Here is a 12,461-nt window from a genome sequence, read left to right as displayed (position 1 = left end):
CGCTTTATCGGGACGTCCGTGTCGATCCATAGGCTTTGACCAGCATCGCTGGCCGGCTTCCGATACCCTCCCTACCGCTCCTCTCCCCGCCTAGCCCTCACGCGCGCCAGGGTGTCGGCGACGTCCTTTGCCAGGAGATCGGCCACGCGGGTGGCGATGCGCGGAAGCGTGCGGCGGGAGCTGATCACCAGGGAAATGCTCTGCGGCATGACGTTGTCGCCCTTGACCGGAACCGCCACGAGCCGGCCCTCCAGCAGTTCCTGCGCCGTGTCCAACTCGGAGGTGAGCGCCACATGGGTGCCGGCGACGACCAGTTGCTTCAAAAGCTGCAGCGAGTTCGTCACCACCGGCGGCCGGTCGCCTGAAAACATCCAGCCGTGCCGCGCCTCCAGGATGCGCCGGATGGCCAGCGCGGGGCTCTGCACCGCGATCGGATGCTCACGGACCTGCGACAGGCGAACCTCCTTCTGGACGGCCAGCGGATGTCCCGGCGCCATGACGCACAGCAGCGGCAGCTCCTCGCTCCACATCACGTGGACGTCGCGCTGCGGACGCAGGTTAAAGGCGAGCGCGACGTCGGCTTCGCCGGCATCGAGCACCGCCACCGCGTCGTCCGGCGTCGCGATCTCCACGTCGATGCGCACCTTGGGATAGACGCTGGCGACGTGCTGCAGGAACCGCGGCAGCAGGCTGTTGACCAGGCTGTCCATGGTGACCAGCCTGATGTGGCCGAGATCGACGCCCTGCATCTGCTTGACGTCGGACCAGATGCGGTTCTCGTCGGCCTTCCAGCGGCGCGCCAGCACGATGAACATCTCGCCCACCGGCGACAGCGACATGCCCGTCGTCAAGCGATCGAACAGCTGCACGCCGAGGCGTGCCTCCAGCAGCTTGATCTGCCGGTCGATCGCCGAGGCGGCGATGCCGACGGCGCGGGAGGCCGCCTGGATCGAGCCGTGTTCGGCGACCGCCTCGACGTACTGAAGGCTGCGGGGCACGAGGTGAAGCGCCATGGGAACCATTCGAAAAATCAGTATGGAGAATTGTCGATAATGTCATGGATTGCAATGTCGCCCTCCAGATAGCTTGCCTGAGACCGACAAGCCGGACGAACGGGCGAATGACCGCAGCCATCGACATCCTCAACGCCGCATCCCGCGACCAGGCGATCGCCCTGATGGAGCCGCTCGTCGAATGCTCGCCCTGGGTGGTGGATCTCGCCGTCGATGCGCGGCCGTTCGCCGACGAGGGCGCGCTGTCGGCTGCGCTCGTCGCCGCGATCGTCGCAGCGGGTGCCGGGCGCCAGCGAGCCCTTTTCGACGCCCATCCGGAGCTCGCCGGGCGCGAAGCCGCCGAAGGCCGCATGACCGAGGCATCGACGGGCGAGCAGCACCGGCTCGGCCTGCTGTCCCTGCGGACGGCCGATGCGCGGCGTCTGGCCGACCTCAACCGCCGCTACCGCGAGCGTTTTGGCCATCCCTTCATCGTCGCCCTGCATCGGTTCGGCGATCTGCCCTCGCTGTTTGAGGCGTTCGAGCGCCGTCTCGCCGCCGCGCCATCCGAGGAACACGCCGCCACCCTGGCCGAAATCGCCTCCGTCATCCGCGCCCGCACCGCCCGCGCCTTCGGGCCGGGTTCGGACGTCCAAGCCCATCCCGCCGCCGCAACCCTGGAGTAATGCCATGAAAGCCCTTCTGCCGCTCATCGCTTCATCTGCCATCGCCCTTTCGGTCGCCGCCGCCGACGCGAAGGATCTCATCCGCGTCGCCGGCAATTTCGCCGCCGAACACGCCTCGTCCCTGGCGATGGCGAAGTTCGAGGCGGAGCTCGAGCGCCTGTCGGGCGGCGAGATCGACGTCAACGTCTTCCCCGCCCAGCAGCTCGGCGGGGCGGCCGCGAACGTGCAGGCGGTCAAGATCGGTGCCATCGAGCTGATGTGGGTCGGCACCGCCTACCTCACCCGCACAGTGCCGGAGCTCGAGGTCGTCGGGCTTCCGTTCCAGTTCCAGAGCCGCGAGCAGGCCTTCGCCATCGTCGACGGCCCGGTCGGCGCCGCACTCGACGCCAAGCTGGCCAAAGAGGGCATGACCTCAATGGGCTACATGGAGCTCGGCTTCCGCCACCTGACCAACAACGTCCGTCCGATCCGGACGATCGACGACATCGCCGGCCTCAAGATCCGCCTCCAGCCCAACGAGACTCACCTCGCCACCTTCCGCGCGCTCGGCGCCAACCCGGTGGCCATGGACGTGAAGGAACTCTATTCGGCGCTGGAACAGAACGTCATCGACGGCCAGGAGAACCCCTTCGCCATCATCAATGTCGCCGGATACGCCGAGGTCCAGAAGAACATCTCCAACACCGGGCACTTCTTCGACTTCATCTCCGTGGCGGCCAACAAGAAGTGGTTCGACGGCCTCGACGCCAGCAAGCAGGCGATGGTCCGCGAGGCGATGGCGACCGCCGTCGCCTACCAGCGCGAACTGGCGGCAGAACAGGACGCCGCAGGGCTGGCGACGCTGGTCGGCAAGGGCATGGCGTTCACCGAAGTCTCGCCCGAACTCGCCGCCGCCCTGCGCGAGAAGACCGCCGGCGTCGCGGCCGAAACCAAGGCCCGGCTCGATCCGGAGCTGGTGAAGCTGCTCGACGCCGAGACCGCGAAGCTCGGCATGTAGGCGATGGCCATCGATCGCATCCTCGCCTCGATCCTGACGCGCGCCGATTCCGGCGCGCGTCTCGTCGTCATGGCGGGCGCAGCGCTCATGGTCGTCGTCGTCGCGGCCCAGGTCGTCATGCGCTACGTCTTCAACGGGTCCTTTGACTGGGCCGACGAGGTGAGCCGGATCGCCTTCGTCTGGACGATCTTCCTGGCGATCCCGCTCGGCATCCGCGACGGCACGCATGTCGGCATCGAACTCCTCGTGTCGCGCCTGCCGGTGCGGCTGCGCCGTCTGGTCGCCAGGCTGACCAGCGCGCTCGCCGCGATGATGATGGCGGTGGTGTTCTGGATCTCGATCGGCGTGGCGTCCGCCACCTGGTCGGAACGGCTCGGCTCGATCGACGTCACCTCGAGCGTCTTCTTCTTCCCCATCATCGCGGGCTCGCTGCATGCGGCGCTGCATCTCGCCCGTCTCGCCTTGTCCCCGCAGGTCACCGGCCCATGAGCCTCTTCGTCATCGTCCTGTTCCTGGTGCTCGCCTTCCTCGGCATGCCGCTGGCGTTCTCGCTCGGCGTCTCCGCGCTTGCGGGCCTGTGGCTGGCAGGTTTCGATGCGGCCGTGCTGGCGCCGCGCCTTCTCAACGCCGTCAACTCCTTCCCGCTGATGTCGATCCCGCTGTTCATGATCGCGGGCGAGCTCATGCTCAAGGGCGGCATCATGGAGCGGCTGGTGGAGTTCGCGAATGCCTTCATCGGCCGGGTCCGCGGCGGGCTGGCGCAGGTCACCATCCTGTCGGGCGCCGGCCTCGCCTCGGTCTCGGGTGCCGCGGTCGCCGACGCCTCCGCGCTTTCGTCCACCCTGGTCCCGTCGCTGCGCCAGCAATACGGCCTCGGCTTCTCGACCGGCATCGTCGCGGCCGCGGCCAATCTCGGCCCCATCATTCCGCCGTCGGGCGCCATGATCGTCTACGCCTTCATGGCGGGGTCCAGCGTCTCGGTCGGCGGGATGTTCATGTCGGGCGTGGTGCCGGGGCTGATCCTCTTCGTGAGCTTCATGGTGTTGTGCTGGTTCATCGCCTGGAAGCGGGACTATCCGCTCGCCGGCACGCCGGTCTCGCTCGCGAACATCCTGCACCAGACGAGGCGCAGCTTCGTCGTGTTCCTGATGCCGGTGATCGTCATCGGCGGAATCGTCGGCGGTATCTTCACGCCGACCGAGGGCGCGGCGGTGGGCGTCTGCTACGCGCTCTTCCTCGGCTTCTTCGTCACCCGCAAGCTGGAACTCGGTCACCTGCCAGAGGTGCTGCTGGGTGCGGCGAAGACCTCGGCGATGGTGGGCGCCATGATCGCCTTCGCCTCCACCGTGACGTTCCTGTTCACGATCGACCTGCTGCCGATGAAGCTCGCCGGGCTGCTGCAGGGGCTGACCGATGACCCGTTCCTGTTCCTGTGCCTGATCGCGGTCATGCTGCTGGTCGTCGGCATGTTCCTGGAATCGAACGCGGCCTACATCATGCTCGTGCCGCTGTTCCACCCGATCGCCATGCAGTACGGGCTCGACCCGCTGCATTTCGGCTTCCTGTTCGTCCTGAACCTCGTCATCGGCATGCTCACCCCGCCGGTCGGCGTGGTCCTGTTCGTCGTCTGCGGCATCACCGGCGTGAAGATGGGCGAACTGGTCCGCGAGAGCTGGCCCTTCATCGCCACCATGTACGCGGTGCTCGTGCTGTGCATGGTCTTCCCCGGCCTCGTCACCTGGTTGCCCGAGAGGCTCGGCTACTGATGCGCCTGCTGCTGTTCAACCCCAACACCACCGCCGCGCTGACTCAGCGCCTGGCCGCGTCGGCGTCCTGCGTGCTGCCGTCCGACGTCGATCTCGTCCCCGTCACCGCCGGATCGGGATTTCCCTACATCTCCTCGCGCGCGGAAGCGCAGATCGCCGGTGCGGGCGTCCTCGAAGGGCTGGCGGAAAGGGCAGGGACCTTCGATGCGGCGGTCATCGCCGCCTTTGGCGATCCGGGGCTCCAGGCGGCGCGCGAACTGTTCGACCTGCCGGTCACGGGCATGTCCGAGGCGGCCATGATCATGTCGCTCTCGCTCGGCGAACGCTTCGCCTTCGTCACGTTTTCGCGGCGCATGCGGCCGTGGTACGACGAGCAGGTGACGAGGGCAGGGCTCGCCACGCGCTTTGCCGGTACCTTCACCCCGGACGAGGGGTTCGGCTCGATCTCGAGCGTGGCGGAGGAGATGCGCGAGCCGCTCCTGCGCACCTGCCTGTGTGCAGCCGAGGCGGCCGACGTGCTCGTGCTTGCCGGCGCGCCGATCGCGGGCCTTGCCAATGACATCGCCGGCGATGTCCCGGCGATCCTCGTCGATCCCGTGCAGGCGGCCGTTGTCCACGCCGTCGCCCTGCATCGGCTGCGACCGCAGGGCGCCGACCGCGGCAGCTATGCGCGTCCGCCCGGCAAGGCCTCGGCGGGATTGCCGGCTGCGATCGCCACCCGGCTTGCACGATGATGGCCGGCCGGCGCCCGATCGTCCGTGCGGACCCCGTCCGTCAGAAGTTGAACTTGACGTTGAGGCCGAGCGTCCGCCGCTTGCCCAGCGTCGCGGCGACGTCGTTGTCGTTGTAGACGAAGCAGCGCTCGTCCAGGAGGTTCTCGGCGAAGGCGTTGATGTCCCAGTCCTCCGTCCGGTAACCGGCCTGCGCGTTCACGATCACGCGCGAGTCGATCACGTCGTGCGGCAGGCTGCCGAAGCGGGCGAGGTAGCTCGACGTTTACTTGGCGTCGGCGCCGAGATAGATCCCGTTGCGGAAGTCGTAGCGGCCGCCGAGCCCGTTTGACCATTCCGGCGATCCGGGGAAGGCAAGGCCCGCGAGGTCGCCATAGGTGACATCGTTGAACTCCTCGAACCGGGAATGGACGTGGCCGATCGAGGCGTTCACCTGTCGCGGGCGGTGCTCCCTGCCGCCATGTCCATGCCGACGAGTGGGTACGGGCGCCCGCGATCGTCCGTGTTGCGCCTGCCGGTCTCGACGAAGCCCGAGGCGCGGTAGAAGGCGCGCGCCTTCGTATTCTCCTCGTAGACCTCGACGGTCATCCGGCCGCGCCGTTTGGCCTCGAAGGCGATGAGGGCGCGACCGATGCCCAGGCGATGCTGTTCGGGCGCGACGAACAACCCGCCGACGACGTCGCCCAGCATTGCGATGAAGCCGACGACGCACCTGTCGAGCGACGCGACAGTGATCTCCGCCATAGGCATGTACTCATCGCGCACGAGCGGTTCGTCCGCCTCGATCTCCGCCGGCGAAAGGAACGGATGGCCGGCGAGCGAGGCCTTTCTCCAGATCGTCATGCAATCCTCGAGGTCCTCCGGACGGTACGGACGCAAGGTGATCGGCTGGAAATTGGCAGGACTCATGAGGCGGCAGTGTCGGTTCAAGGCGCCGAGGATCGACTGTTAACCCGCGAACGGACTGGCCGGCAACCGTCTCTCCCGTACGAAGCTCCCACCGGCCTTGGCGTCCTTTACAAGGAACGCAGGCTTACTTCCTCCCCGGCATATCCGGCCGGTCCCAGCTCGCCACGCTGCGCGGCCGGTCGAGCTGGAGCGTCGAGGCGGGCGGGTTTGCCTGCGGGTGGACGTGGCGGAAGCCGAGCCAGTTGTTCGGCCGCGCGCGGATGTAGGGCGGCGGGTAGGCGATGTCGTCGCCGAGTTCGGCCGCCGCATGGATGCCCCAGCGCGGATTGTCGAGCATCGGCCGCGCCAGCGCGACGAAATCGGCAGCACCCGACGCGACGATCTCCTCGGCCTGCCTTGCCTCCACGATCATTCCGACGGCCATCACCGCGAGCCCGGTCGCGTCCTTGATCGCCTTTGCGAAGGGCACCTGGTGGCCGGGCGCGGCCGGCGGGATGGCGATGCCTGGCCGGATGTTGCCGGACGACATCACGACATAGTCGAGCCCCTCCGCTTCCAGGGCGCGGGCGAGCGCGACGGCGTCGTCGAGCGTCGAGCCCTCCGGCGTCCAGTCGGTTGAGTTCATCCGCAAGCCGAGCGCCCGCTCGCGGGGCTACGCTTTGCGGACGGCCCTGACGATCTCGACCGCGATGCGGTTGCGGTTCCCGGCCGACCCGCCCCAGCGGTCCGTGCGCCGGTTGGTGATCGGCGACAGGAACTGGTGGATCAGGTAGCCATGCGCGCCGTGCAGTTCGAGGAGATCGAAGCCGGCGCGCGCGGCGCGGCGTGCGCTCTCTGCGAAGGCGTCGATGATGCGCAGGATTCCGGCCTCGTCGAGCTCTTCCGGCACCTGCCAGTCCTCGTCATAGGCGATCGGGGAGGGCGCGACCGGCGTCCATGCGCCTTCCTCCGGCGGCAGCGGCTCGCCGCGCCATCGCTCGGGGATGGTGCGGGTGGCAGCCTTGCGGCCGCAATGGGTGAGCTGGAGGCCGATCTTTGCCGGCGACAGTTTCCGCAGCGCCTCGACCAGCCGCGCGAACGCCGCCTCCTGCGCGTCGTCATAGAGGCCACGGCAGCCATTCGTGCCGCGGCCGACCGCCTCCACCGCCGTGGCTTCCAGGATGACCAGGCCCGCCCCCGACATCATCAGCGAGCCGAGGTGGACGAGATGCCAGTCCTGCGCGGCCCCGTCGACGGCGCTGTACTGGCACATCGGCGAGACGACGACGCGGTTGTCGATCGAAACGCCGCCGATACGGCCTTCGCTGAACAGAACGCTCATCCGGATCCTCCCTCGCAGATGTCACGCTCCTCTCCACCATCCCGCCGCCGCAAAGGCAAACCGGCCGGCCTTTCGTCACGGAAGTTTCACAGGTGTGAATCGACGCCGCGCATCCGTGCAGTCGATTGACTTGACCGTGCACGCCCCCGATTTTGCGGCCGCGTCGGTGGAGGCCGGCTCGACATCAGGGAGGACTGCCCATGCTGGGCTTGATGCAGGACAGGCAGCTGTTGATCTCGACATTGATCGAGCATGCCGCCCGCTATCATCCGCACGTCGAGATCGTCAGCCGCACCTGCGAAGGGCCGATCGTGCGCACGAACTGGGCGCAGGTCCGGTCGCGTGCCGCCAAACTGGCCAAGGCGCTCATCCGCATGGGCATCAAGCCGGGCGACCGGGTCGCGACGCTCGCCTGGAACACGCACCGCCACGTCGAGCTCTATTTTGCGGTATCGGGCATCGGCGCGGTGCTGCACACCGTCAATCCGCGGCTCTTCCCGGAGCAGATAGACTACATCCTCAATCATGCGGAAAGCCGGGTCCTTCTGTTCGACGTCACCTTCGGCGGCCTCGTGAAGGACCTGCGGCCGAAGCTCGGCAAGGTCGAGCGCTTCGTCGCGATGACGGACGTGGACCACCTGGCGGGTGATCTCGCCGGCTGCGAGGCCTACGAGGATCTGGTCGCCGCCGAGGACGACGTCCTCGACTGGCCGCAGTTCGACGAGAAATCCGCCTCCTCGCTCTGCTACACCTCGGGCACGACCGGCAATCCGAAAGGGGTGCTCTACTCCCACCGCTCCACGGTCCTGCATTCCTTCACGGCCTGCGCGGCCGACGGTCTGCGCCTGTCCAGCGCCGACAGCGTGCTGCTCGCCGTACCGCTGTTCCACGTCAACGCCTGGGGCATCCCCTATGCGGCCGCCATGTGCGGCGCAAAGCTCGTCCTGCCCGGCCCGCAGCTCGACGGGCGAAGCCTGTTCGACATCGCGGTCGCGGAGGCCTGCAACTTCTCGCTCGGCGTGCCGACCGTCTGGCTCGGTTTCTTCAAGCATGTCGACGACACGCCGGGCATCGACCTGTCGGGGCTTAAGCTCGAACGGGTGGTGATTGGCGGCTCGGCGGCTCCGCGCGCCGTCATCGAGCGCTTCCGGCGCGATTTCGGCGTCTTCGTCATCCACGCCTGGGGCATGAGCGAGACGAGCCCGCTCGCCACCATCGGCAACCTCCTGCCCAAGCACGGCGGCGCGCCGGAGGACGAACAGGTCACCGTGCAGGCGAAGCAGGGCCGCGCCATCTACGGCGTCGAACTGCGCATCCGCGGCGAGGACGGCAAGCCTCTGCCGCATGACGGCTCGGTCGCCGGCGATCTGCTGGTCCGCGGCCCCTGGGTCGCGTCCGGCTACTTCCGCGGCGAAGGCGGCGACGTGCTCGACGCCGAGGGCTGGTTCGCGACCGGCGACGTCGCCAAGATCGATGCCGACGGCTACGTCCAGCTCACCGACCGCTCGAAGGACGTGATCAAGTCGGGCGGCGAGTGGATCTCCTCGATCGACCTGGAGAACGCCGCCGTGGCGCATCCGGGAGTCGCCGAAGCCGCCGTCATCGGCGTCCATCATCCGCGATGGCAGGAGCGCCCGCTGATGATCGTGGTCGCAAAGCCTGGCAAGGCGCCGACCCGGGAGGAGCTGCTTGACTTCCTGTCCGGCCGCGTCGCGAAATGGTGGCTGCCCGACGACATCGCCTTCGTCGACACGCTGCCGCACACCGCGACCGGCAAGCTGCAGAAGACCAAGCTGCGCGAGCAGTTTCGCGACCACCGGCTGCCCGCCTAGGCGAAGTCGCCAGGCGACTTCACATTCATGAAACGACACTGCAGCAAGCTGTTTCGTTTGTCCGCCAGCGAGGCATCGCCTACCGTGCGGTACAAGACGGCGTAAGCTGCATCCGGGAGGAATGATGCCGCAATCCATTTTCGACGATGCCGAAGGCATGCTCGCCATGTTGCGCGACAGCGTGTCGACGCTCGCCTCACGCCAGCCAGGCCCGGCCTCTGTGCGCAGGAAGCGGGCGGCAGGCGCCGACACGGACATCGCTCTCTGGAAGGCCATGGCCGAGGCCGGCTTGACCGGCATCCTCGTCCCCGAGGCGCTGGGCGGCACCGGCCTGTCGCTCACCGAGCAGGCCGTCGTCAGCGAGGCGCTCGGCCGCGCGCTGATCAGCGAGCCGCTCGCCATCGGTGCCGTCTTCGCGTCCACGCTTCTTGCCCGGGCGCCGGCATCGGCCGAACGTGATCGTCTCGTTGCGGGTCTCGTCGACGGCAGCCTGGTCCTGGCTCCGGCATGGATGGACGTCGCGGGCCACGCCGTCTCGGCACGCGCGGCACCCGATGGCGGGTACCTGCTTGCGGGCGGCAAGCGCCACGTCGACCTGGCCCTTTCCGCAACCGATCTGCTCGTGGTCGCCGCGATGGACGATGGCGTCGGCCTGTTCTCGGTTCCTTCGGGCAGCGCCGGCCTGTCCGTCGAAACGGCCACCGGCGTCGATGGTGCCGCGATCGGAAAGATCCGCTTCGACCAGTGCCGTCTGCCCGGCGCCGCCCTGATCGCGCAGGCGCCGACCGAGGCTGGACTGCTCGACGAGGCCGTCTGCAATGCCCGCGTCGCGCTCGCAGCCGAACTCGCCGGCATCGCCTCGCGCGCGGTCGAGATCACCATCGACTACACCAGGGCGCGCGTGCAGTTCGGCAAGCCGATCGCCAGCTTCCAGGCCATCCAGCATCGCCTCGTCGAGATGTGGTCGGATGCCGAGTTCGCCTGCGCGGCGGTCGTCAACGCGGTCGAGACGCTGCGGGACGATGACGCGCGGGCCGGCCGGCTGGCCGTGCTCGCCGCCAAGGCACGGGCGGGCGACTCCGCAGTCTCGATCTGCCGGCGCGCCGTCCACCTTCATGGCGCCATGGGCTTTACCGACGAATGCGACATCGGTCTTTACCTGAAGCGCGCGATCAGCCTGAACGCGACGCTCGGCCAGCCGGAAGATCTTCGGCTCGAATTCGTCAATCTGGAACGTGCGGCCTGAGGCCGGGAGGACATCATGCGGAACAATCTGATCAAGGTGACCATCGAAGACCACGTCGCGGTCGTCAAGATGGACAACGCGCCGGTCAACGCCTACTCGCGTGACTTCTCCGACGAGATGATCGAGGTCTTCGACGAACTGAACGACACCCCGGAAGTCCGCTGCATCGTCATCACCGGCCGCGAGAAGATCTTCTCCGCCGGCGCCGACATCAAGAACCGTCAGGCCATCGGCGACATCAAGGGCGAGACCTACCGCCACCTGCGCCGCACGCGCGAGGTGTCGAACTGCATCATGGAATGCGGCAAGGCCGTCATCGCTGCCGTCAATGGTCCGGCGTTGGGCGCCGGCATGGGTCCGATCGTCGCCGCCGACATTATCCTGGCCTCCGACAACGCCGTTTTCGGCCTGCCCGAGATCGACATCGGCCTGATGGGCGGCGCGCGCCACACCATGTCGCTGTTCCCGAAATCGCTCGCCCGCCGCATGATCCTGACCGGCTACCGCGTTCCGGCCGAGGAGGCCTACCGGCGCGGCATCATCGAGGCCTGCGTGCCGCTCGAGAATCTCATGGACGAGGCCATGAAGATGGCCCGCATCATCGCCTCGAAGAGCCCCAAGGCGCTGAGCCTTGCCAAGCGCGCCATCAACACGGTCGAGAACATGCCCCTGCGCGACGGCTACCGCTTCGAGCAGAACCTGACGGTCGAGATGACCCGCCACGCGGATTCCAAGGAAGCCATGCGCGCCTTCATCGAGAAGCGTCCGGCGGTGTTCAAGGACGAGATCTGATGGCGCCCGCGACCGACTGGAACGCCCTGTCCGACGAGGCCTTTCGCGAGGCCTTCCGCGATCTCGTCGCGCGCCGGCTGCCGGCCGACCTTCGCTTCATGCGCAAGCAGCGGCCGCTCTTCGACGAGGTGTCGGTCTGGTACCATGCGCTGGCCGAGGAAGGCTGGCTCGCCCCCGTCTGGCCGGTCGAGCACGGCGGCATGGGCCTGACGCCGGCCAAGCACATGATCTATGTCGAGGAATGGGGCCGGCTCGGCTGCCCGCGCATTCCCGACCACGGGCTCGGCCTGATCGGCCCGCTGATGCTCGAGCACGGCACCGAGGAGCAGAAGGCGCACTACCTGCCGCGCATCCTCACCGGCGAGCATGTCTGGTGCCAGGGCTATTCCGAGCCGAATTCCGGCTCCGACCTCGCGAGCCTGCGCACCGCCGCGGTGCGCGACGGCGACGTCTTCGTCGTCAACGGCCAGAAGATCTGGACGACGCTCGCGCATTGCGCCAACTGGATCTTCGCGCTCGTGCGCACCAGCCGCGACGAGAAGGTGCGCCAGAAGGGCATCACCGTTCTCCTCATCGACATGACCACGCCCGGCGTGCGCGTGCGTCCCATCGCCAATCTGCGCGGCGAGACCGATTTCTGCGAGGTCTTCTTCGACGACGTCCGGGTCCCGGTCGAAAACGTCGTCGGCGCGGTCGACCAGGGCTGGGACGTGGCGAAGTCGGTGCTCGGCCACGAGCGCATCTTCCTCGGCGCGACGACGCGCCCCGAGATCGCCATCGAGCGGCTGGAGAAACTCGCCCGCGCCCGCGGTGCGTTCGACGACCCGGCCTTCCTGTCGCGCTATGCCAGGCACCGCCTCGACATCTATGATCTCGGCTCGGCCTTCGATCGCTTCGCCAAGGTGTTGCGCGACGGCGGAGAACTCGGTGCGGACGTCTCGATGCTGAAGATCTTCACGACCGAGCTCTACCAGCGCATCACCGAGGAGACGCTGATGCTGGCCGGGGAGGACGCGCGGTTCTTCGACGACATCGAGGCCGGCAACGACGAGGTCGACGCGATGAACCTGTTCCTGGATTCGCGCGCGCCGGCCATCTTCGGCGGATCGAACGAAATACAGAAGAACATCCTGGCAAAGGCCGTCCTGCGACTGCCGAGCTGATCGACTGCCGCGGGTTTCCCGCGTTC

Annotated in this window: 13 protein-coding genes and 1 pseudogene; 9 read left to right on the top strand and 5 right to left on the bottom strand. The window is 67.8% G+C overall.

Going from position 1 to position 12,461, the window contains the following annotated elements:
* Positions 1-71: 71 nt before the first annotated feature.
* Entirely contained in the window at positions 72-1,013 is a 942-nt protein-coding gene (locus tag N1F91_RS19145; RefSeq protein ID WP_289994657.1) for a LysR family transcriptional regulator, read from the bottom strand.
* A gap of 107 nt (positions 1,014-1,120) precedes the next feature.
* Here N1F91_RS19145 and uraD point away from each other — a divergent pair, with 107 nt between their 5' ends.
* Genes uraD through N1F91_RS19120 form a run of 5 tightly spaced genes read left to right on the top strand, consistent with a single transcriptional unit; the run spans position 1,121 to position 5,175 of the window.
* Positions 1,121-1,678: a 2-oxo-4-hydroxy-4-carboxy-5-ureidoimidazoline decarboxylase gene (gene uraD, locus N1F91_RS19140; RefSeq protein ID WP_289994656.1), complete on the top strand. Its 558-nt coding sequence runs from the start codon at positions 1,121-1,123 to the stop codon at positions 1,676-1,678.
* Positions 1,679-1,682: 4 nt separating this feature from the next.
* Entirely contained in the window at positions 1,683-2,675 is a 993-nt protein-coding gene (locus N1F91_RS19135) for a DctP family TRAP transporter solute-binding subunit (protein ID WP_289994655.1), read from the top strand.
* A 3-nt stretch (positions 2,676-2,678) separates the two neighbouring features.
* Complete coding sequence (locus N1F91_RS19130) at positions 2,679-3,164, top strand: TRAP transporter small permease (protein ID WP_289994654.1); 486 nt, start codon at positions 2,679-2,681, stop codon at positions 3,162-3,164.
* Positions 3,161-4,441, top strand: a complete 1,281-nt coding sequence (locus tag N1F91_RS19125) for a TRAP transporter large permease (protein WP_289994653.1) — start codon at positions 3,161-3,163, stop codon at positions 4,439-4,441. The genes N1F91_RS19130 and N1F91_RS19125 overlap by 4 nt, the downstream gene beginning before the upstream one ends.
* Positions 4,441-5,175: an aspartate/glutamate racemase family protein gene (locus tag N1F91_RS19120; RefSeq protein ID WP_289994652.1), complete on the top strand. Its 735-nt coding sequence runs from the start codon at positions 4,441-4,443 to the stop codon at positions 5,173-5,175. The genes N1F91_RS19125 and N1F91_RS19120 overlap by 1 nt, the downstream gene beginning before the upstream one ends.
* A gap of 40 nt (positions 5,176-5,215) precedes the next feature.
* Here N1F91_RS19120 and N1F91_RS19115 read toward each other — a convergent pair whose 3' ends face one another.
* The 4 genes and pseudogenes from N1F91_RS19115 to N1F91_RS19100 all read right to left on the bottom strand — a co-directional run bounded on the left by N1F91_RS19115 (position 5,216) and on the right by N1F91_RS19100 (position 7,402).
* Complete coding sequence (locus N1F91_RS19115; protein WP_289994651.1) at positions 5,216-5,395, bottom strand: hypothetical protein; 180 nt, start codon at positions 5,393-5,395, stop codon at positions 5,216-5,218.
* Positions 5,396-5,437: 42 nt separating this feature from the next.
* Entirely contained in the window at positions 5,438-5,605 is a 168-nt protein-coding gene (locus N1F91_RS19110; protein WP_289994650.1) for a hypothetical protein, read from the bottom strand.
* Positions 5,602-6,015, bottom strand: coding sequence for a GNAT family N-acetyltransferase (locus tag N1F91_RS19105; RefSeq protein WP_289994648.1), 414 nt, complete (start codon positions 6,013-6,015; stop codon positions 5,602-5,604). Before N1F91_RS19105 ends, N1F91_RS19110 begins: the two co-directional genes overlap by 4 nt.
* A gap of 190 nt (positions 6,016-6,205) precedes the next feature.
* A pseudogene (locus tag N1F91_RS19100) lies at positions 6,206-7,402 on the bottom strand (NADH:flavin oxidoreductase/NADH oxidase).
* Between the two features lie 200 nt (positions 7,403-7,602).
* Between N1F91_RS19100 and N1F91_RS19095 the strand changes: the two are divergent.
* The 4 genes from N1F91_RS19095 to N1F91_RS19080 all read left to right on the top strand — a co-directional run bounded on the left by N1F91_RS19095 (position 7,603) and on the right by N1F91_RS19080 (position 12,435).
* Complete coding sequence (locus tag N1F91_RS19095) at positions 7,603-9,234, top strand: long-chain-fatty-acid--CoA ligase (protein ID WP_289994647.1); 1,632 nt, start codon at positions 7,603-7,605, stop codon at positions 9,232-9,234.
* A gap of 124 nt (positions 9,235-9,358) precedes the next feature.
* A complete protein-coding gene (locus tag N1F91_RS19090; RefSeq protein ID WP_289994645.1) occupies positions 9,359-10,480 on the top strand; it encodes an acyl-CoA dehydrogenase family protein in 1,122 nt (373 codons plus the stop codon).
* 15 nt (positions 10,481-10,495) lie between these two features.
* Positions 10,496-11,272, top strand: coding sequence for an enoyl-CoA hydratase/isomerase family protein (locus tag N1F91_RS19085; protein ID WP_289994644.1), 777 nt, complete (start codon positions 10,496-10,498; stop codon positions 11,270-11,272).
* Entirely contained in the window at positions 11,272-12,435 is a 1,164-nt protein-coding gene (locus tag N1F91_RS19080; RefSeq protein WP_289994642.1) for an acyl-CoA dehydrogenase family protein, read from the top strand. The genes N1F91_RS19085 and N1F91_RS19080 overlap by 1 nt, the downstream gene beginning before the upstream one ends.
* Positions 12,436-12,461 lie beyond the last annotated feature (26 nt).

It is taken from the genome of Aquibium sp. ELW1220 (genome assembly GCF_030398385.1).
In the GTDB taxonomy this organism is placed as follows: domain Bacteria; phylum Pseudomonadota; class Alphaproteobacteria; order Rhizobiales; family Rhizobiaceae; genus Aquibium.
This window is presented reverse-complemented; position numbering and strand designations above follow the sequence as displayed.